Here is a 17,877-nt window from a genome sequence, read left to right as displayed (position 1 = left end):
CGGCGAGGGAGCGGGGGAGGGCGGCGCGTAGACTGGGGCGGCCATGATCCAGACTCTCGACCTCCGCGGCCGTCGTCCCTCCTCCGCCGAGCTCCTCGCCCTCGTGCCCCGCAATCCGGGCACGTCCGCCTCCGTCGGGCCCGTCGTCGCCGAGCTGATCGCCGACGTCCGAGAACGCGGCGCGGAAGCGCTCCTCGACCAGGCGGAGCGGCTGGACGGCGTGCGCCCCCCGCACCTCCGCGTGCCCGCCGAGCAGATCGCCGAGGCGCTCGACCGCCTCGACCCGGCCATTCGCAGCGCACTCGAGGAGGCGATCGCGCGCGTCCGCCGCGCCAGCGCCGCACAGATCCCCCCGCCCCGCACCACCGAGCTCGACGACGGCGCCACGGTCACCCAGCGCTGGCAACCCGTCGCCCGCGCCGGGCTGTACGTCCCCGGCGGCAAGGCGGTCTACCCGTCGAGCGTCGTCATGAACGCCGTGCCCGCGCAGGCCGCCGGAGTCGCCTCCATCGCCCTGGTCTCGCCGCCGCAGAAGGCGTTCGGCGGCTCCGTCCACCCCACGATCCTCGCGGCGGCCGCTCTGCTCGGCATCGACGAGGTCTACGCGGTCGGGGGCGCCGGAGCCGTCGCCGCACTGGCCTACGGCGTCGACTCGATCGGGCTGGATCCCGTCAGCATCATCACCGGGCCGGGCAACGTCTGGGTCACCACCGCGAAGCGCCAGGTGCTCGGCCAGGTCGGCATCGACTCCGAGGCGGGCCCGACCGAGATCCTCGTGATCGCCGACGACTCCGCCGACCCGCGCCTTGTCGCCGCCGACCTGGTCAGCCAGGCCGAGCACGACGAGGCCGCCTCCGCGGTCCTGGTCACCGACAGCGCCGAGCTCGCCGCCGCCGTCGAGCGCGAGGTCGCCGCCCAGGCCGCTGCCACCCACCACGCGGAGCGCGTGGCCATCGCACTCGACGGCCCGCAGTCCGCGCTCGTGATCGTCGACGACCTCGAGCTCGCCTGCGCGTTCAGCGACGCCTACGGCCCCGAGCACCTCGAGCTGCACACGGCCGACCCCGTCGCGACGGCCGAGCGGATCCACGACGCCGGCGCGATCTTCCTCGGTCCGACCACCCCGGTGAGCCTGGGCGACTACCTCGCCGGCTCCAACCACGTGCTCCCGACGCTGGGGCAGGCGCGCTTCTCCTCCGGGCTCGGCGCCTACACCTTCCTCCGGCCGCAGCAGCTGATCTCGTACGACCGCGGTGCGCTCGAGCGCGTCGCCCCGCACATCCGCGCTCTCAGCGACGCCGAGGCGCTGCCCGCCCACGGCGACGCCGTCGACGCCCGCTTCGCCTGAGACCGAGAGGCCCTCGATGTTCTGCCCCTTCTGCCGGCACCCCGACTCCCGAGTGATCGACTCGCGCACGAGCGACGACGGCCTCTCGATCCGCCGCCGCCGGCAGTGCCCGTCGTGCGGCCGGCGCTTCTCGACGACCGAGACCGCGAGCCTCGTCGTGATCAAGCGCAGCGGAGTCGTGGAGCCGTTCAGCCGCGAGAAGATCGTCAGCGGCGTCCGGAAGGCCTGCCAGGGCCGGCCCGTCACCGACACCGATCTCGCCGTCCTCGCGCAGCGGGTGGAGGAGAGCATCCGCTCCACGGGCGCGTCGCAGATCGACGCGAACGACATCGGCCTCGCCATCCTGCCGCCGCTGCGCGAGCTCGACGAGGTCGCCTACCTCCGCTTCGCGAGCGTCTACCAGGCGTTCGACTCGCTGGACGACTTCGAGTCTGCGATCACCCTGCTCCGCGCCGAGCGCACCTCCGTGCCCCACAGCGCCGACGAGATCTGAGGCCCGGGTGTACCCGCTCCTGTTCCGCACCGTCCTGCGCCGCCTCGACCCGGAGCGGGCGCACCACCTGAGCTTCCCGGTGATCCGGGCCCTCGGAGCCCTCGCTCCGGTCCTGCGCCGGACCACCGTCCCGCGCGGAACGCCCGCGGTCGAGACGCTCGGCCTCCGCTTCGAGACCCCGTTCGGCGTCGCGGCCGGCTTCGACAAGGACGCCACCGCGGTCCTGGGCTTCGGCGCGCTCGGCTTCGGACACGTCGAGGTCGGGACCCTGACCGCTCGGGCGCAGCCGGGCAACGACCGGCCGCGCCTCTTCCGGCTGATCGCGGACCGCGCCGTCGTCAACAGGATGGGCTTCAACAATCACGGCGCCGAGGCCGCGGCGCAACGGCTGATCCGGCTGCGCAGCGCGCGCCGCCGCCCCGTGATCGGCGTGAACATCGGCAAGAGCCGGGTGGTCGAGGTGGACGACGCGATCGAGGACTACCTGATCAGCACGCGCCTGCTCGCGCCGCTCGCCGACTACCTCGTCGTGAACGTCAGCTCGCCGAACACCCCCGGGCTCCGCGGCCTGCAGGAGATCGACCGCCTCGAGCCGCTCCTCGCGGCCGTCAAGGACGCCGCCGACACGACGCCCCTGCTGGTCAAGATCGCCCCGGACCTCTCCGACGACGAGGTCGGCCGGGTCGCCGAGCTCGCCGTCCGCCTGGGTCTGGACGGGATCATCGCGACCAACACCACACTCTCCCGGGAGGGCCTCTCGACCGACCGCGCCGTGGTCGAGGCGGCCGGCGCCGGCGGCCTCTCCGGTGCCCCGCTGGCCGCGCGCTCGCTCGAGGTGCTCCGCGTGATCCGCGGCGTCGTCCCCGCGGCCTTCTGCGTGATCTCCGTCGGAGGAGTCGAGACGGCCGAGGACGTGCGCGAGCGCCTCGACGCGGGCGCCACCCTCGTCCAGGGCTACACCGCCTTCATCTACCGCGGGCCCCTGTGGGCTCGGGACATCAACCGGGGACTGGCCCGCGCCTCCTGACCCGCCGTGCACCACGAAGGGCCCCCGGAGCCGCGCGAGGCGCGACCGCAGGGGCCCTTCGTGGTCCGCCGTCCGACTACTCGGGGAAGGCGCGGCGCTTGACCTGGGGCTTCGGCAGGCGCATGACGCGCAGCTGGAGGGCGCGCATCGCGGCGTACCAGCGGATGCCCTTCTCGACCTTGTCGGCGCCGTAGCGCTCGGCGAGCTTCCGGCGCATCCGCATGCCGAGGAGGATGCAGTCGATCACCGCGAGGAGGAAGAACACCCAGAGGATGACGAGCGTCGCGTACTGCAGCTCCGGCTGCGGGAAGAAGCTCAGCAGCAGGACGACGACCATCACCGGGATGAGGAACTCGCCGAGGCTGAAGCGTGCGTCGACCCAGTCGCGCACGAACTTGCGCTGAGGACCCTTGTCGCGCAGCGGCAGGTAGCGCTGGTCACCGGCGGCCAGGCCGATGCGGGCCTGCTCGCGTGACACGGCGGCCTTCTCGCGGGCGTCGCGGGCGGCCTGCTTGCGGTCGGTGACGACCAGCGGACGCTTGCGGGCCAGCTCCTGCTCGCGCCGGGTCGGCGTCGGCCGGCCTTTCCCGGAGCCGGGCGAGCCGGCGTCGTCGGGCGTGTCGGTTGCGATCGGGTGCTTGGCCACGGGGAACGTCCTTGGAATCGGGGGTCTCTTAAGATTACCTCCATGGCTCACGACGCTCCGACTCCGCCCGCACTCTCCTCCGACGAGGAGGCCGTCCTCGCCGCCGTCCGCGACGATCTGCCGCGCTCGCTCGCCCAGCTCGGGCAGCTCGTGCGGATCCCGTCCGTCTCGTGGGACGGCTTCGACGCCACCCGCGTGGCCGCCAGCGCCGAGGCCATCGCCGAGCTCGCGCGCGAGACGGGCGTCTTCGACGACGTCGCGATCCACAGCGCCACGATCGACGGCACCGACGTGCTCGGCCAGCCTGCCGTCCTGGCCACCCGCGCCGCCCGCAACGGAGCGCCGACCGTCCTCCTCTACGCCCACCACGACGTTCAGCCGCAGGGCGCCGAGTCGGCGTGGGAGACGCCTCCGTTCGAGCCGACCGTGCGCGGCGACCGCCTGTACGGGCGCGGTGCCGCCGACGACAAGGCGGGAGTCGTGTCCCACCTCGCCGCGGTGCGCGCACTCCGCGAGGTCGCGGGCGAGGACCACGACCTCGGGCTCGTCCTCTTCATCGAGGGGGAGGAGGAGTTCGGGTCGCGCTCGTTCCCCACCTTCCTCCGCGAGCACCACGACGCCCTCCGCGCGGATGCGATCATCGTCGCCGACAGCGACAACTGGGACGTCGACACCCCCGCGCTGACGGTGGGCCTGCGCGGCAACGTCACCTTCACCCTCACCGTCAGCACTCTCGCGCACGCCTCGCACTCGGGCATGCTCGGCGGAGCGGTCCCGGACGCGATGCTCGCGGCGGTCCGCCTGCTCGCGACGCTCTGGAACGAGGACGGCTCGGTAGCCGTCGCCGGCCTCACCGACCACGACGGAGCGGTGCCCGAGACGACCGAGGAGGACCTCCGCCGCGACTCCGGGCTGCTCGACGGGGTCTCGCCGATCGGCACCGGCGCGATCCTCTCGCGCCTGTGGTCGAAGCCGGCCGTCACGGTCACCGGGATCGACGCGCCCAGCGTCGTCGACGCCTCCAACACCCTCGTCCCGTCCGTGCGCGTGAAGATCAGCGCCCGCATCGCCCCCGGCCAGGACGCGGAGGAGGCGTTCGCCGCCATCGAGAGCCACCTCCGGGCGAACTCCCCGTTCGGCGCCCACCTCGCGATCGAGGACGTCGACACCGGCAGTCCGTTCCTGGTCGACGCGACCGGCTGGGCCGTGGACCTGGTGAAGGGCGCGATGGCGGACGCCTGGGGACGCGAGCCTCTCGAGACCGGGATCGGCGGGAGCATCCCGTTCATCGCCGACCTCGTGCGCGAGTTCCCCGAGGCCCAGATCCTCGTCACCGGTGTGGAGGACCCCGACTCGCGCGCGCACAGCCCCAACGAGTCGCTGCACCTGGGCGTCTTCAAGCGCGCCGCGCAGACCGAGGCGCTGTTCCTGCTCCGCGCCGCCGCTCACCGCGACTGACCACCGCTCGTGGAATACCCGGGTGACCACCCGGGTTGCAGCCGTAGAATCCCGGAAGGCACGACGACCGTTCCGCCCGTCCCCTGAGGAGTGACATGTCAGACACACTGACCGACCAGACGGCGACCCCCCTCGCCACCCCGCCCAGCGCGGCCCACGGCGTCTCGATGACCCCGACCGCCGCCGCCAAGGTCAAGAGCCTGCTCGAGCAGGAGGGCCGCGACGACCTGCGCCTGCGCGTCGCGGTGCAGCCCGGCGGCTGCTCCGGCCTCATCTACCAGCTCTACTTCGACGAGCGCACCCTCGACGGCGACGCCGCGGTGGAGTTCGAGGGCGTCGGCCTCGTCGTCGACAAGATGAGCGTCCCCTACCTCGACGGCGCCTCGATCGACTTCGAGGACACCATCCAGAAGCAGGGCTTCACCATCGACAACCCCAACGCGGGCGGCAGCTGCGCCTGCGGCGACAGCTTCCACTGACGCCGCGCGGCCCCGGGCCGCAGCGCCTCCGAACGGCGTCCGACAGTCCACTCCGGTGGCCCGTCGGGCGCCGTTCGTCATGACTGCACCACTCGGCCGGGACGTCAAGAGCGGGTCGTTGTGCACTGGGCCGCCGGAGCGGAAGGGTAGGCTGGAGCCGGTCTAATACAGTTTCGTGTGAACTGGTCCCCAGTCTTCCGAAAGGTCACCGGTGCGCTTCAATCGCCGAATCCGCAGATGGGTCGCTGCCCCCGTCGCAGGAGCCCTCGCCCTCGTCCTCGCGGGCTGCACGCAAGAGCAGCTCCAGGGCTGGCTCCCCACCGAACCCGGCACGACGAACCACGTCGACCGCGTCATCGGACTCTGGGTCACCTCCTGGATCGTCCTGCTCGCCGTCGGCGTCGTCACGTGGGGTCTCACCATCTGGGCGGTGGTCGTCTACCGCCGTCGCAAGGGGCAGACCGGCCTGCCGGTCCAGCTGCGCTACAACATGCCGATCGAGATCTTCTACACGATCGTGCCGCTGATCCTCGTGATCGGCTTCTTCGCCTTCACCGCGCGCGACCAGGCCGCCATCGAGCAGCCCTACGACGACCCGGACGAGACCATCCAGGTGTACGGCAAGCAGTGGGCGTGGGACTTCAACTACGTCGACGAGGACGTCTACTCCGCCGGCATCCAGGGCCAGTACCAGGAGGGCGGAGACGCCGCCGGCTCGCTCGTCGAGTCCGAGATCCCCACGCTCTACCTGCCCGTCGGACAGAAGATCAAGATCCAGCTCGACGCGCGCGACGTGATCCACTCCTTCTGGGTCGTCGACTTCCTCTACAAGAAGGACATGATCCCCGGCAAGACGAACTACATGTACGTCACGCCTCTCAAGGAGGGGACCTACGCGGGCAAGTGCGCCGAGCTCTGCGGCGAGTACCACTCCGCGATGCTCTTCAACGTCAAGGTCGTCTCGCAGGGCGAGTACGACGACTACATCCAGTCGCTGCGCGACGCGGGCCAGACCGGTCAGCTCGGCGCCGAGTACAACCGCAATTCGAACCTTCCCGGAACCGGCGCGCCGGCCCGCGAGAACGAGGAGTAAGGGAGCATGAGCACCGCCACGGCACCCCGCCCGACGCGCACCGCCGGCACTCCGCCGGTCCAGCGCAAGGCGAACGTCCTCGTCCGCTGGATGACGTCGACCGACCACAAGGTCATCGGGTACATGTACCTGATCACGTCGTTCATCTACTTCTGCATCGCCGGCGTGATGGCCCTGGTCATCCGCGCCCAGCTGTTCGAGCCCGGCCTGAACGTGGTCGAGACGCGCGAGCAGTACAACCAGCTGTTCACGATGCACGGCACGATCATGCTGCTGATGTTCGCGACGCCGCTCTTCGCCGGCTTCGCCAACGTCCTGATGCCGCTGCAGATCGGCGCCCCCGACGTCGCGTTCCCCCGCCTCAACGCCTTCGCGTACTGGCTCTACAGCTTCGGCTCGCTCATCGCGGTCGCCGGATTCGTCACCCCGCAGGGTGCGGCGTCCTTCGGCTGGTTCGCGTACGCGCCACTGTCGAGTACGACGTTCTCACCAGGGCTCGGCGGCAATCTCTGGGTCTTCGGCCTCGCGCTCTCGGGCTTCGGCACGATCCTCGGCGCGGTGAACTTCATCACGACGATCATCACGATGCGCGCTCCCGGCATGACGATGTTCCGCATGCCGATCTTCACCTGGAACATCCTGGTGACGTCGATCCTCGTGCTGCTCGCGTTCCCGGTGCTCGCCGCCGCGATGTTCGCCCTCGGCGCCGACCGCGTGTTCGACGCACACATCTACGATGCGGCCAACGGCGGCGTCCTGCTCTGGCAGCACCTGTTCTGGTTCTTCGGCCACCCCGAGGTGTACATCATCGCGCTGCCGTTCTTCGGCATCGTGTCCGAGGTCTTCCCGGTCTTCAGCCGCAAGCCGATCTTCGGCTACAAGACGCTGATCTACGCGACCATCGCGATCGCCGCCCTCTCCGTGACGGTGTGGGCGCACCACATGTACGTCACCGGATCGGTCCTGCTGCCGTTCTTCTCGCTGATGACGATGCTCATCGCGGTTCCGACCGGCGTGAAGATCTTCAACTGGGTCGGCACCATGTGGCGCGGATCGGTGACCTTCGAGACCCCGATGATCTGGGCGATCGGCTTCCTGATCACCTTCACCTTCGGTGGACTCACCGGCGTCATTCTCGCGTCGCCCCCGCTCGACTTCCACGTCTCGGACTCGTACTTCGTGGTGGCGCACTTCCACTACGTCGTGTTCGGAACAGTCGTCTTCGCGATGTTCTCGGGCTTCTACTTCTGGTGGCCCAAGTGGACCGGCAAGATGCTGAACGAGACGCTGGGCAAATGGCACTTCTGGCTGCTGTTCATCGGCTTCCACACCACTTTCCTCATCCAGCACTGGCTGGGCGTCGTCGGCATGCCGCGCCGCTACGCCAGCTACCTCCCCGAGGACGGCTTCACCTGGATGAACCAGGTGTCGACGGTCGGAGCGATGATCCTCGCGGTGTCGCTGATCCCGTTCTTCCTGAACGTGTACATCACGGCCCGCAAGGCGCCCAAGGTGACGGTGAACGACCCGTGGGGCTTCTCCCGGTCGCTCGAGTGGGCCACCTCGTGCCCGCCGCCCCGCCACAACTTCACCTCGATCCCGCGCATCCGCAGCGAGGCCCCGGCGTTCGACCTCAACCACCCCGAGGCCGGCATCCCCGTCGGAATCGGTCCGGCGAAGGACGCTCCGGACGCCCCCACGTACGACAAGTCCGAAGGCACGGTGAAGTAGGGTCATGCGCGCCAACGTCAATCTCTTCTGGCTCCTCGCGGGCTTCTTCCTCCTCGCCGACATCACGTACATCGTGTGGTCGCTGCTCGACACGGGCCAGGTGGAGTGGGTCGGCACCGTCGGCATCGGCCTCTCGGCCGTGCTGGGCGCGTTCATCGCGTTCTACGTCGGCCGCGTCCACAAGGCGCAGGGTGCCGAGCTCCCCGAGGACCGCCTCGATGCGGACATCGATGACGGAGACCCCGAGCTGGGCTTCTTCAGCCCGTGGAGCTGGTGGCCGCTGATCCTGGGCGGTTCCGCGGCCCTCGGATTCCTCGGCCTGGCCGTGGGGTTCTGGATCACCTACATCGCCGTCGGACTCTTCCTGGTCGCCATCGCCGGCTGGGTGTACGAGTACTACCGCGGGTACTTCGCCCGCTAGGGCGCAGCGCACGGCCGAGGGCCGGGTGCACGAGGGCTTCGGCTCCGTGCACCTGGCCTTTTCGCTTATCCAGGAGGAAGCGATGCGCGGTCGGGGCCCGGTCGGCTCGGCCGTTCGGCTGGGTGCAGGGGCGTCGCTCGCCGATCAGTGGGGGATCGAGCCGCCCGGTGAGAGCAGGGACATCCGGGTGAGAGCCGGGAGTGAGGGCCGGGGCCGCTCAGTGAGGGATGACGAGCTGAGCGGGATCTCTCTTGGTGTCCTGCTGGCAGGACACAGAGGCGTTCCGCGCGGAGGCGCACGTTTGGGAACATCCGACTCCCCGCGACGCGGAAGCTCGCAAGGGAGCGCAGCGGGCGGCGTCGAGCAGCAGCGTCGGGCCGCGTCGTCACCCTTCCAGAGCAGCGCTGCGACGGCTCCTGCTCCGGTCACGGGTGAGCGGGCTACGCCTGTGGCGGCTCTCTCCTGTTCGCTTGTGGGTGTGCCGGCGGTGGTGGCCGCTACGGTCGCCGATACTGCTGCGCCTGCGGCCGTACTGGGCCTGCCGCGCCTGTTCTGGCGCCTGCGCCGCCCTACGGACTCCTGCACACCGTTCCGACCCCAGCGGAGCCCGCACCCCGGCGGAGCCGCGGGCGCCCCTGCGGCTCTTAGAGTTCCTCGGTACGTCTAGCGGGTCGTGCCGGTCGGTGCGAGGACAAGGAGCCTGAGACGCCGCTGCAGCTACGGTCGTCGAGGCCCGGAGGTCGCCTCCTCTGTCTCACCGGCGAGCGTCGCCGTCGCCGATCACAGAGGGCTCGGCCGTGAGCGGGGGAGGACAGTCCTGACAGGCCTGCTGAGAATGGGTGCCCTCGAACCGATGCCGAGTGTCTCGACGTGGACGGGGACGGGGAGCTCATCGGACGACGACACTGCGACCATGCAGACAGGCTGGATCACTCGGTGATCCGAGGGAGGCGGACGTCTCCAGCTCGGCGGTCAGATGGCATCTCGTGATCCGCGGAGCGGAGGTCTCGAGGTCCGGAGTATCGCCCCACCTTCCTGCCGGCTTGTCGCCGTCGAGGCGCTGTGATCCGGTCTCACCGGCTCTCGGTCCACCGCCGACCTCCACCACGCCGGAGGACAGGCGCCGCCCCGCTGCGGGAACGACGAAGGGCCCGGACGAATGAACTTCCGGGCCCTTCGGGGGAGGATCAGTGCTCGCTGCGCGAGCTCTCGAGCTCCTTCTGGGTGACGGGGGTGATCCGGTCCTCGAAGAACCAGCGGGAGAGGCCGGCGCGGACGCGCTGCGGGGCGGTGATGCGGCCACGCGAGTCCGGGCGGATCATCAGGGGCTCGTACTCGTCCTGACCGACGAGCTTCCAGCGCTCGTACTCGTCGAGCTGCTGGTGCACCTCGATGAACTCGCCGCCGGGGAGGCGGACGATGCGTCCCGACTCGAAGCCGTGCAGCGCGATCTCGCGGTCCTTCTTCTGCAGCGCCAGGCAGATGCGCTTGGTGATGAAGTACGCGATGAACGGACCCGCGATGAGCAGGAACTGCAGGCTGTGGATCACGCCCTCCATCGTGAGATGGAAGTGCGTCGCGATGAGGTCGGACGAGGCGGCGGCCCAGAGGACGGCGTAGAAGCTGACTCCGGCGGCGCCGATCGCGGTGCGGGTCGCGGCGTTGCGCGGGCGGTCGAGCAGGTGGTGCTCGCGCTTGTCACCGGTGATCCACGCCTCGAGGAACGGGTAGAGCATGACCACGGCGATGAACAGTCCGAGACCGACGAGCGGGATCAGGATGTTGAACGACAGGGTTCCGATGCCCGGGATGGCCCACTCGAGTCCCGGCGGGACGAGGCGCAGGGCGCCGTCGGCGAAGCCGATGTACCAGTCGGGCTGGGTTCCCGCGGAGACGGGCGAGGGGTCGTACGGGCCGTAGTTCCAGATCGGGTTGATCGTGAACAGCGAGGCGATGAGGACGACGACGCCGAAGACGATGAAGAAGAATCCACCGGCCTTCGCGGCGTAGACCGGCAGCACCGGGTAGCCGACGACGTTCTGCTCGGTCTTGCCCGCACCGGGGAACTGGGTGTGCTTGTGGACGACCACGAACACGAGGTGCAGGGCGATGAACGCGAGCACCAGCGCCGGCAGCAGCAGGATGTGCAGCGTGTAGAGGCGGCCGACGATGTCGGTGCCCGGGAACTCGCCGCCGAAGAGCAGGAACGAGATCCAGGTGCCGACGATCGGGATGCCCTTGACCATGCCATCGATGATGCGGAGGCCATTGCCCGAGAGCAGGTCGTCGGGGAGCGAGTAGCCGGTGAAGCCCTCGGCCATCGCGAGGATGAAGAGGACGAAGCCGATGACCCAGTTGAGCTCGCGGGGCTTGCGGAACGCACCGGTGAAGAAGATGCGCAGCATGTGCAGGCCGATCGAGGCCACGAACAGCAGCGCCGCCCAGTGGTGGATCTGCCGCATCAGCAGGCCGCCGCGGATGTCGAAGGAGATGTCGAGCGAGGACGACATCGCCGCCGACATCTCGATGCCCTTGAGGGGCAGGTAGCTGCCCTCGTAGTGCGTCTCGACCATCGAGGCCTGGAAGAAGAAGGTGAGGAACGTGCCCGACAGCAGGATGATGACGAAGCTGTAGAGCGCGACCTCGCCGAGGAGGAAGGACCAGTGGTCGGGGAAGATCTTGCGACCGAACTCCTTGACGACCGCGGAGATGCTCGTGCGCTCGTCGATGTAGTTCGACGCCGCTCCGACGTACCCCTTCTGGAACTTGCCGGATCCGAGGATGACGCCGTCCTCGGGCTCCGCGGGGGAGCTGGAGGGGCGTGAGGGGGTGGTGGTGGACATGTGAGTCATCGCTCCCAGAAGGACGGTCCGACGGGCTCCGTGAAGTCGCTTCTGGCGACCAGGTAACCCTCGGCGTCGACGGTGATGGGGAGCTGCGGAAGCGGACGCTTCGCCGGGCCGAAGATGACGGCGGCCTCGCGCGTGATGTCGAATTGCGACTGGTGGCACGGGCACAGCAGGTGGTGGGTCTGCTGCTCGTACAGCGCCACGGGGCAGCCGACGTGCGTGCAGATCTTGGAGTAGGCGACGATTCCGTCGTAGTTCCAGGTCTCGCGACCCTCACTGACGATGAGGTCCTCCGGCTTCAGGCGCATCAGGAGGACGGCGGCCTTGGCCTTCTCCTCCAGCTTGCCTTCGGCGTCGTTGAGGCCCTCGGGGATGACGTGGAAGGCGGATCCGAGGGTGACGTCCGATGCGAGGATCGGCGCTCCTGACGGGTCCAGGGTGAGCCTCGTGCCCTCTTCCCACAGGGTGGTCTTGAGGAGGGCGACGGGGTTCTGGTCCTGCGGGCCGAGGCCCCGGAACAGGATCACGGCGGGAAGGGGGAACACGACGAGGGAGGCGATCAGGCTGTTCCGGACGAGGGAGCGGCGGCCGAAGCCGGACTCCTTGTCGGACTGGTCGAAGATCTCGAGCGCACGGGCGCGGGTGGGCTCCGCGCTGCGGACGGGGTGGCGGATGTCGATGCCCTCGTGGTCCGACATCAGCTGCTTGCCCCAGTGGACGGCGGCGATGCCGATGCCCAGGAGCGCGAGGGACATGCCCAGGCCGATGAACAGCGTGTTCAGCCGGACCGACGCGACGTCCTCGGTGATCGGGAACGCCATGTAGGCGGCGACCGCGAAGATCGAGCCCGCGAAGGAGAGGTAGAAGAGCGTGTACACCGTGCGCTCGGCACGCTTCTCGACCTTGGGGTCGAGGTCGGTCATCCGGGGGCGGTGCGGCGGGAGGCCCGGGTCCTGGACGCGGTCCCGCGTCACGACCGCGGTGCCGGCCGGAGCCGTTCCGTGCCCGGTGGCCGACGAGGTGGCGAGGTCCGTGCCACCCTCATCGTGCTCTGCCATGGTTCTCCTTTTCACGCCGTGTCGGCACCAGTCGGTGCCGTGGGTCAGTCGCGCCCGTCAGGGCGCTGCAGTCGTCTAGTTGGATCGGGCGGTGATCCACACCGTCAGGGCCACGATCGCGCCGAGGCCGAAGATCCAGAGGAACAGGCCCTCCGCGACCGGCCCGAGGGAGCCGAGCGCGAATCCGCCCGGGGACGGGTTGGCCTCGATGTACTTGAGGTACGAGATGATGTCGCGCTTGTCCTCGGGCGAGATGTTCAGGTCGTTGAAGACCGGCATGTTCTGCGGGCCGGTGACCATCGCCTCGTAGATGTGCGCCTCGGTCACGCCGCCCAGCGGGGGAGCGAACTTGCCCTCGGTGAGCGCGCCGCCGGCTCCGGCGACGTTGTGGCACATGGCGCAGTTGATGCGGAACAGCTCGGCGCCGTTCGCCGCGTCGCCCTGTCCGTCGAGGACCTCGCCCTCGGGGATCGCGGGGCCGGGGGCCAGCGACGCGACGTAGGCGGCGAGCTCGCCGACCTGCTCGTCGGTGAACTGCACCGGCTTCTCGAGCGCCTGGGGTCCGTGCATCTGCATCGGCATGCGGCCGGTGCCGACCTGGAAGTCGACCGACGCCGCGCCCACTCCGATGAGGGAGGGAGCGTTGTCGGTGCCCGCGGCGTCGAGGCCGTGGCAGGTGGCGCAGTTCGCGGCGAAGAGCTTCGAGCCCTCGTCGATCGTCTGCTGGCTGGTGGACGACGTCTCCGCGGAGGCGGACGTCGCGACGCCGACCGCGGCGTAGGTCCCGCCGGTGAGCCCGAGGCCGATGGCGATCAGGGCCAGGGTGGCGAGCGGGTGGCGGCGACCCTTCTTGGCTCGGCTCTTCGTCTTCGGGGAGGCCATCGAGGCGTCCTTCCTGCGGGGGTCGGGAGTGGAGTGGGGCATCGGCGGGCGCGTCACTTGAGGAAGTAGATGACGGCGAACAGGCCGACCCAGACGACGTCGACGAAGTGCCAGTAGTACGAGACGACGATGGCGCTCGTCGCCTCCTTGTGGCCGAAGTTCTTGACCGCGAAGCCGCGGCCGATGACGAGGAGGAACGCGATGAGGCCTCCGGTGACGTGCAGGGCGTGGAAGCCGGTCGTCAGGTAGAAGGCGGAGCCGTAGGCGTTGCTGGAGAGCGTGACGCCCTCGGAGACGAGGGTCGCGTACTCGAGCACCTGGCCGGAGACGAAGACCGCGCCCAGGGCGTAGGTGAGGAAGAACCACTCGACCATGCCCCACTTGAACGGGCTGAGGCCCGTCGCACGCGGCTGCAGGCGCTCGGCGGCGAACACGCCGAACTGGCAGCTGAACGACGAGGCCACGAGGATCACCGTGTTCACGCCCGCGTAGGGGACGTTGAGGATCTGGGTCTCGGCGCCCCAGAGCTCGGGCGAGGTGCTGCGCAGGGTGAAGTAGATCGCGAAGAGGCCCGCGAAGAACATGACCTCGCTGCCCAGCCAGACGATCGTTCCGACCGCGACCGGGTTGGGTCGGTTCACTACGGGCGCGGTGGCCGTGGGGGAGAGAGAGGTGCTCGTCACACAGACCATTATGGCCGATGGCAGGGGAGGGAAGTCGCACTAGCCGGGAGGCGATCCTCGTCGCATAATCTGGGAGCCATGTCGGAAACCCTGTCCTGGCCGCACGTTCTCAGCGCACTCCTCGAGTCCTCCGATCTGAGCGTCTCCGAGGCGACGTGGGCCATGGAGCAGGTGATGGAGGGCGCGGCGACTCCGGCGCAGCTCGCCGGACTGCTGGTGGCCCTCCGGGCGAAGGGCGAGACCGTCGACGAGATCGTCGGCTTCCGCGACGCGATCCTCGACCACGCGGTGCCGCTGGACGTGGACCCGATGGCCCTGGACATCGTCGGGACGGGCGGGGACCGCTTCGGGACCGTCAACATCTCCTCCACCGCGTCGATCATCGCGGCCGCCGCCGGCACGCCCGTCGTGAAGCACGGGAACAAGGCCGCGTCCTCCTCCTCCGGCTCCTCCGACGTGCTCGCGGCACTCGGGGTCGACCTCTCCCTCTCCCCCGAGCGGGTGGCCGAGGTGTTCCGGCGGACGGGGATCGCCTTCGTCTTCGCGTCCCTCTTCCACCCCGGCTTCCGGCACGCCGGTCCGGTGCGCGCCGAGCTGGGCGTGCCGACGGTGTTCAACTTCCTCGGCCCGCTCTGCAATCCGGCCCGTCCCGAGGCCTCTGCGGTCGGGGTGGCGCACCTCGACCGGGTGCCGCTGGTCGTCGGCGTGTTCCGGACGCGCGGGGCGACGGCTCTGGTGTTCCGCGGGGACGACGGCCTCGACGAGCTCACGACCACGGGTCACAGCCACATCTGGGAGGTGTCGCGCGGCTCCGTGGTCGAGCACGACCTCGATCCGCGCGACCTGGGCCTGCCCCGCGCCCGGATCGACGAGCTGCGCGGCCGCGACGCCGCCTACAACGCGAGCGTGGTGCGCTCGGTGCTCGCGGGAGACGGCGGCCCCGTCCGCGACATCGTCCTTCTGAACGCGGCCGCGGGCCTCGCGGCGTTCGACCTGGCGCGCGACCCGGACCTGGTGCGCACGCCCGTCCTGGAGCGCCTGCGGACGTCGATGGACCGCGCGGCGGAGGCCGTCGACTCCGGGGCCGCCACGGCCAAGCTCGAGGAGTGGGTCCGCGAGACGCAGCGCGCCGTCGTCCCGCTGCCGTAGGCGCGAGCGCAGGGCGTAACGTGGGGCTGCTGTCCGCGACGGTGCGGGCGGCGATCCACCACGCGCCGGATCGCCCGCAGGTCACGGGACGCCCGAGTGGTGGCCCGATCCTGGAGGAGACCTCGATGAAGAAGCTCATCAACGACCCGAAGAACGTCGTCACGGAGTCGGTGGCCGGCTTCGGCCTGGCGCACGCCGACCTGGTCCGGGTGGTGTCGGATCCCCTGTTCGTGGTGCGGGCCGACGCGCCCCGCTCGGGCAAGGTGGGCATCGTCAGCGGAGGCGGCAGCGGGCACGAGCCGCTGCACGCGGGCTTCGTCGGATTCGGGATGCTGGACGCCGCCGTCCCCGGTCCCGTCTTCACCTCGCCCACGCCCGACCCGATCGTCGCGGCCACGCAGGCCGTCGACGGCGGCGCGGGTGTGCTGCACATCGTGAAGAACTACACGGGCGACGTCCTGAACTTCGAGACCGCGGCCGACCTCGCCGGCGCCGAGGGGATCGAGGTGCGCAGCGTGATCGTCGATGACGACGTCGCGGTGAAGGACTCGCTCTACACCGCGGGCCGCCGCGGCGTGGCCGGCACCGTGCTGGTCGAGCGGATCGCGGGCGCGGCGGCCGAGCGGGGCGACTCCCTCGACGAGGTCGCGACGATCGCCGAGACGGTGATCGCCAACGTGCGCTCGATGGGCGTCGCCCTCACGCCGTGCATCGTCCCGCACGCGGGCGAGCCGAGCTTCGAGCTGGGCGAGGACGAGATCGAGATCGGCATCGGCATCCACGGCGAGCCCGGCCGGGAGAAGATCGCGCTGGAGCCGGCCGACCGCATCGTCGACCGGATCCTCGGCCCGATCCTGGAGGACCTGCCGTTCTCCTCCGGGGACGAGGTGCTGCTCCTGGTGAACGGCATGGGCGGCACGCCGCAGATCGAGCTGTACCTCGCCTACCGCCGCGCAGCCGAGGCGCTGGCCGAGAAGGGGATCACCGTCGCACGCAGCCTCGTCGGCAACTACACGACGTCGCTCGAGATGCAGGGCTTCTCGCTCACCGTCCTCAAGCTCGACGACGCCCTGACCGAGCTGTGGGACTCCCCGGTGCAGACCGCGGCGCTGCGGTGGGGACGCTGAGCGCCCGCGCGCACACCATGACCGGAACGACAGCCGCAGGAGCGGCCCACGAGGAGGAGACGACCATGCAGGACGCACAGGGAGCCGGGCTCGACGCGGCGTGGGCGACGGCGTGGATCCGCCGCGCCGCCGAGTCGATCGCGGAGCACCGGGTCGAGCTGATCACGCTCGACCGGGCGATCGGCGACGGGGACCACGGCGAGAACATGGACCGCGGCTTCCAGGCCGTGGTCGCGAAGCTGGACGGGGCGCCGGAGCAGGGGCTCCCGGCGGACGTGCTCAAGCTGGTCGCGACGACGCTCATCTCCACCGTCGGCGGCGCCTCGGGCCCGCTGTTCGGCACGGCGTTCCTGAAGGCCTCCGCCGCGGTCGCGGGCGAGGACGCGCTCGAGGGCGCTGACGTCGCAGCTCTCCTGGCCGCGGCGAGGGACGGCATCGTGCTCCGCGGCAAGGCCGAGGTGGGCGACAAGACGATGGTGGACGCGTGGACGCCGGCGGTCGACGCGGCCGCGGCCGCCGCCGAGGAGGGAGCGGCTCCGGCCGACGTCCTCGCCGCGGCTGCGGAGGCGGCGCAGAAGGGAGCGGAGTCGACGGACCCGCTGGTCGCCCGCAAGGGACGCGCCAGCTACCTCGGCGAGCGCGCCATCGGGCACCGAGATCCCGGCAGCGTGTCGACCGTTCTCCTGCTCCGCGCAGCAGCCGAGGCGGCGGCGTGAGCGTCGGGCTGGTCCTGGTCTCGCACAGCGCGCAGCTGGCGGAGGGGCTGGTCGAGCTCGCGGAGCAGATGGCGGCCTCGGTCGCGCTGGTCGCCGCGGGCGGGACGGACGACGGCGGCATCGGCACCAGCTTCGACCGCATCACGGCGGCCCTGGCGGAAGCGGACTCCGGCGAGGGGGTCGTCGTCCTCTGCGACCTCGGCTCGGCGATCATGACGGCGGAGACCGCGGTCGAGTTCCTCGACGACGACGCGCGCGCCCGGGTCCGGATCGCCGACGCCCCGCTGGTGGAGGGGGCGGTCGCGGCCGCCGTCGCCGCGGGCACGGGGGCGTCGCTGGACGAGGTGCTCGCCGCCGCGGAGTCGGCCCGGGTCGAGACGCTCGCTGCTCCCGCCGAGGAGGCCTCGCCCGGTGACGAGCGCGTGCAGCGCCGCGTCCGCCTCATCAACCCGAACGGCCTGCACGCCCGTCCCGCGGCCGACTTCGTCACGCTCGCCGCCACCTTCGACGCCCGGATCGACGCGAACGGCAAGGACGCCACGAGCCTGCTCGGCGTGATGTCGCTGGGGCTCGACCGCGGGGACGAGGTCGTCCTCTCGGCGTCGGGGCCGCAGGCACAGGAGGCGGTCGGCCGGCTCGGCGATCTGGTCGAGTCGGGCTTCGGCGAGGTGTAGCGCGCCATCGACCGGTCCAGGGACCGCGGAGGCGCCTCCTCCT

General features: G+C 70.5%; 17 protein-coding genes. 12 read left to right on the top strand and 5 right to left on the bottom strand.

Annotated features, from left to right (window positions below):
• Positions 1-43 precede the first annotated feature (43 nt).
• The 3 genes from hisD to C5C71_RS03610 are packed head-to-tail and all read left to right on the top strand — an operon-like array spanning position 44 to position 2,868.
• Positions 44-1,348, top strand: a complete 1,305-nt coding sequence (gene hisD, locus C5C71_RS03620) for a histidinol dehydrogenase (RefSeq protein WP_104246755.1) — start codon at positions 44-46, stop codon at positions 1,346-1,348.
• Positions 1,349-1,364: 16 nt separating this feature from the next.
• Positions 1,365-1,841 carry a transcriptional regulator NrdR gene (gene nrdR / locus C5C71_RS03615; RefSeq protein WP_104224657.1) on the top strand — a complete coding sequence of 159 codons (477 nt, stop codon included), beginning with the start codon at positions 1,365-1,367 and terminating at the stop codon, positions 1,839-1,841.
• A 7-nt stretch (positions 1,842-1,848) separates the two neighbouring features.
• The gene (locus C5C71_RS03610) at positions 1,849-2,868 is read left to right on the top strand and encodes a quinone-dependent dihydroorotate dehydrogenase (protein ID WP_104224656.1); all 1,020 of its coding nucleotides are present in this window, start codon (positions 1,849-1,851) and stop codon (positions 2,866-2,868) included.
• Positions 2,869-2,944: 76 nt separating this feature from the next.
• Here C5C71_RS03610 and C5C71_RS03605 read toward each other — a convergent pair whose 3' ends face one another.
• Complete coding sequence (locus C5C71_RS03605) at positions 2,945-3,514, bottom strand: DUF3043 domain-containing protein (RefSeq protein WP_181027102.1); 570 nt, start codon at positions 3,512-3,514, stop codon at positions 2,945-2,947.
• 42 nt (positions 3,515-3,556) lie between these two features.
• Here C5C71_RS03605 and C5C71_RS03600 point away from each other — a divergent pair, with 42 nt between their 5' ends.
• The 5 genes from C5C71_RS03600 (at position 3,557) to C5C71_RS03580 (ending at position 8,696) form a co-directional block, all read left to right on the top strand.
• On the top strand, positions 3,557-4,972 hold the full coding sequence (locus C5C71_RS03600; RefSeq protein WP_104337155.1) for a dipeptidase: 1,416 nt from the start codon (positions 3,557-3,559) through the stop codon (positions 4,970-4,972).
• A gap of 95 nt (positions 4,973-5,067) precedes the next feature.
• A complete protein-coding gene (gene erpA, locus C5C71_RS03595; protein ID WP_104224654.1) occupies positions 5,068-5,451 on the top strand; it encodes an iron-sulfur cluster insertion protein ErpA in 384 nt (127 codons plus the stop codon).
• Between the two features lie 211 nt (positions 5,452-5,662).
• Positions 5,663-6,544, top strand: coding sequence for a cytochrome c oxidase subunit II (gene coxB / locus C5C71_RS03590; protein ID WP_104224653.1), 882 nt, complete (start codon positions 5,663-5,665; stop codon positions 6,542-6,544).
• A 6-nt stretch (positions 6,545-6,550) separates the two neighbouring features.
• Positions 6,551-8,275, top strand: a complete 1,725-nt coding sequence (ctaD, locus tag C5C71_RS03585) for a cytochrome c oxidase subunit I (protein ID WP_104224652.1) — start codon at positions 6,551-6,553, stop codon at positions 8,273-8,275.
• Positions 8,276-8,279: 4 nt separating this feature from the next.
• The gene (locus tag C5C71_RS03580) at positions 8,280-8,696 is read left to right on the top strand and encodes a cytochrome c oxidase subunit 4 (RefSeq protein WP_104224651.1); all 417 of its coding nucleotides are present in this window, start codon (positions 8,280-8,282) and stop codon (positions 8,694-8,696) included.
• Positions 8,697-9,883: 1,187 nt separating this feature from the next.
• On the opposite strand, the gene C5C71_RS03575 is transcribed toward C5C71_RS03580, so the two are convergent.
• The 4 genes from C5C71_RS03575 to C5C71_RS03560 form a co-directional block, all read right to left on the bottom strand.
• The gene (locus C5C71_RS03575; protein WP_104337154.1) at positions 9,884-11,539 is read right to left on the bottom strand and encodes a ubiquinol-cytochrome c reductase cytochrome b subunit; all 1,656 of its coding nucleotides are present in this window, start codon (positions 11,537-11,539) and stop codon (positions 9,884-9,886) included.
• A gap of 5 nt (positions 11,540-11,544) precedes the next feature.
• Positions 11,545-12,603 carry a ubiquinol-cytochrome c reductase iron-sulfur subunit gene (locus C5C71_RS03570; RefSeq protein ID WP_104225358.1) on the bottom strand — a complete coding sequence of 353 codons (1,059 nt, stop codon included), beginning with the start codon at positions 12,601-12,603 and terminating at the stop codon, positions 11,545-11,547.
• 75 nt (positions 12,604-12,678) lie between these two features.
• On the bottom strand, positions 12,679-13,485 hold the full coding sequence (locus C5C71_RS03565) for a c-type cytochrome (RefSeq protein WP_104224648.1): 807 nt from the start codon (positions 13,483-13,485) through the stop codon (positions 12,679-12,681).
• 53 nt (positions 13,486-13,538) lie between these two features.
• Complete coding sequence (locus tag C5C71_RS03560; protein WP_104224647.1) at positions 13,539-14,177, bottom strand: heme-copper oxidase subunit III; 639 nt, start codon at positions 14,175-14,177, stop codon at positions 13,539-13,541.
• A gap of 69 nt (positions 14,178-14,246) precedes the next feature.
• Here C5C71_RS03560 and trpD point away from each other — a divergent pair, with 69 nt between their 5' ends.
• The 4 genes from trpD to dhaM all read left to right on the top strand — a co-directional run bounded on the left by trpD (position 14,247) and on the right by dhaM (position 17,834).
• On the top strand, positions 14,247-15,317 hold the full coding sequence (gene trpD / locus C5C71_RS03555; protein WP_104225357.1) for an anthranilate phosphoribosyltransferase: 1,071 nt from the start codon (positions 14,247-14,249) through the stop codon (positions 15,315-15,317).
• A gap of 125 nt (positions 15,318-15,442) precedes the next feature.
• A complete protein-coding gene (gene dhaK / locus C5C71_RS03550; RefSeq protein ID WP_104224645.1) occupies positions 15,443-16,444 on the top strand; it encodes a dihydroxyacetone kinase subunit DhaK in 1,002 nt (333 codons plus the stop codon).
• 65 nt (positions 16,445-16,509) lie between these two features.
• On the top strand, positions 16,510-17,160 hold the full coding sequence (gene dhaL, locus C5C71_RS03545; protein WP_104261619.1) for a dihydroxyacetone kinase subunit DhaL: 651 nt from the start codon (positions 16,510-16,512) through the stop codon (positions 17,158-17,160).
• Positions 17,157-17,834 (top strand): dihydroxyacetone kinase phosphoryl donor subunit DhaM, encoded by a 678-nt coding sequence (gene dhaM / locus C5C71_RS03540; protein ID WP_104318963.1) that lies wholly within the window; start codon positions 17,157-17,159, stop codon positions 17,832-17,834. Before dhaL ends, dhaM begins: the two co-directional genes overlap by 4 nt.
• Positions 17,835-17,877 lie beyond the last annotated feature (43 nt).

Origin of the sequence: Rathayibacter sp. AY1C1, assembly GCF_002932105.1 — a bacterium.
Classification (GTDB): domain Bacteria; phylum Actinomycetota; class Actinomycetes; order Actinomycetales; family Microbacteriaceae; genus Rathayibacter.
Note: the sequence above shows the minus strand (reverse complement) of the source record. Positions and strands in the feature narration are given on the sequence as shown.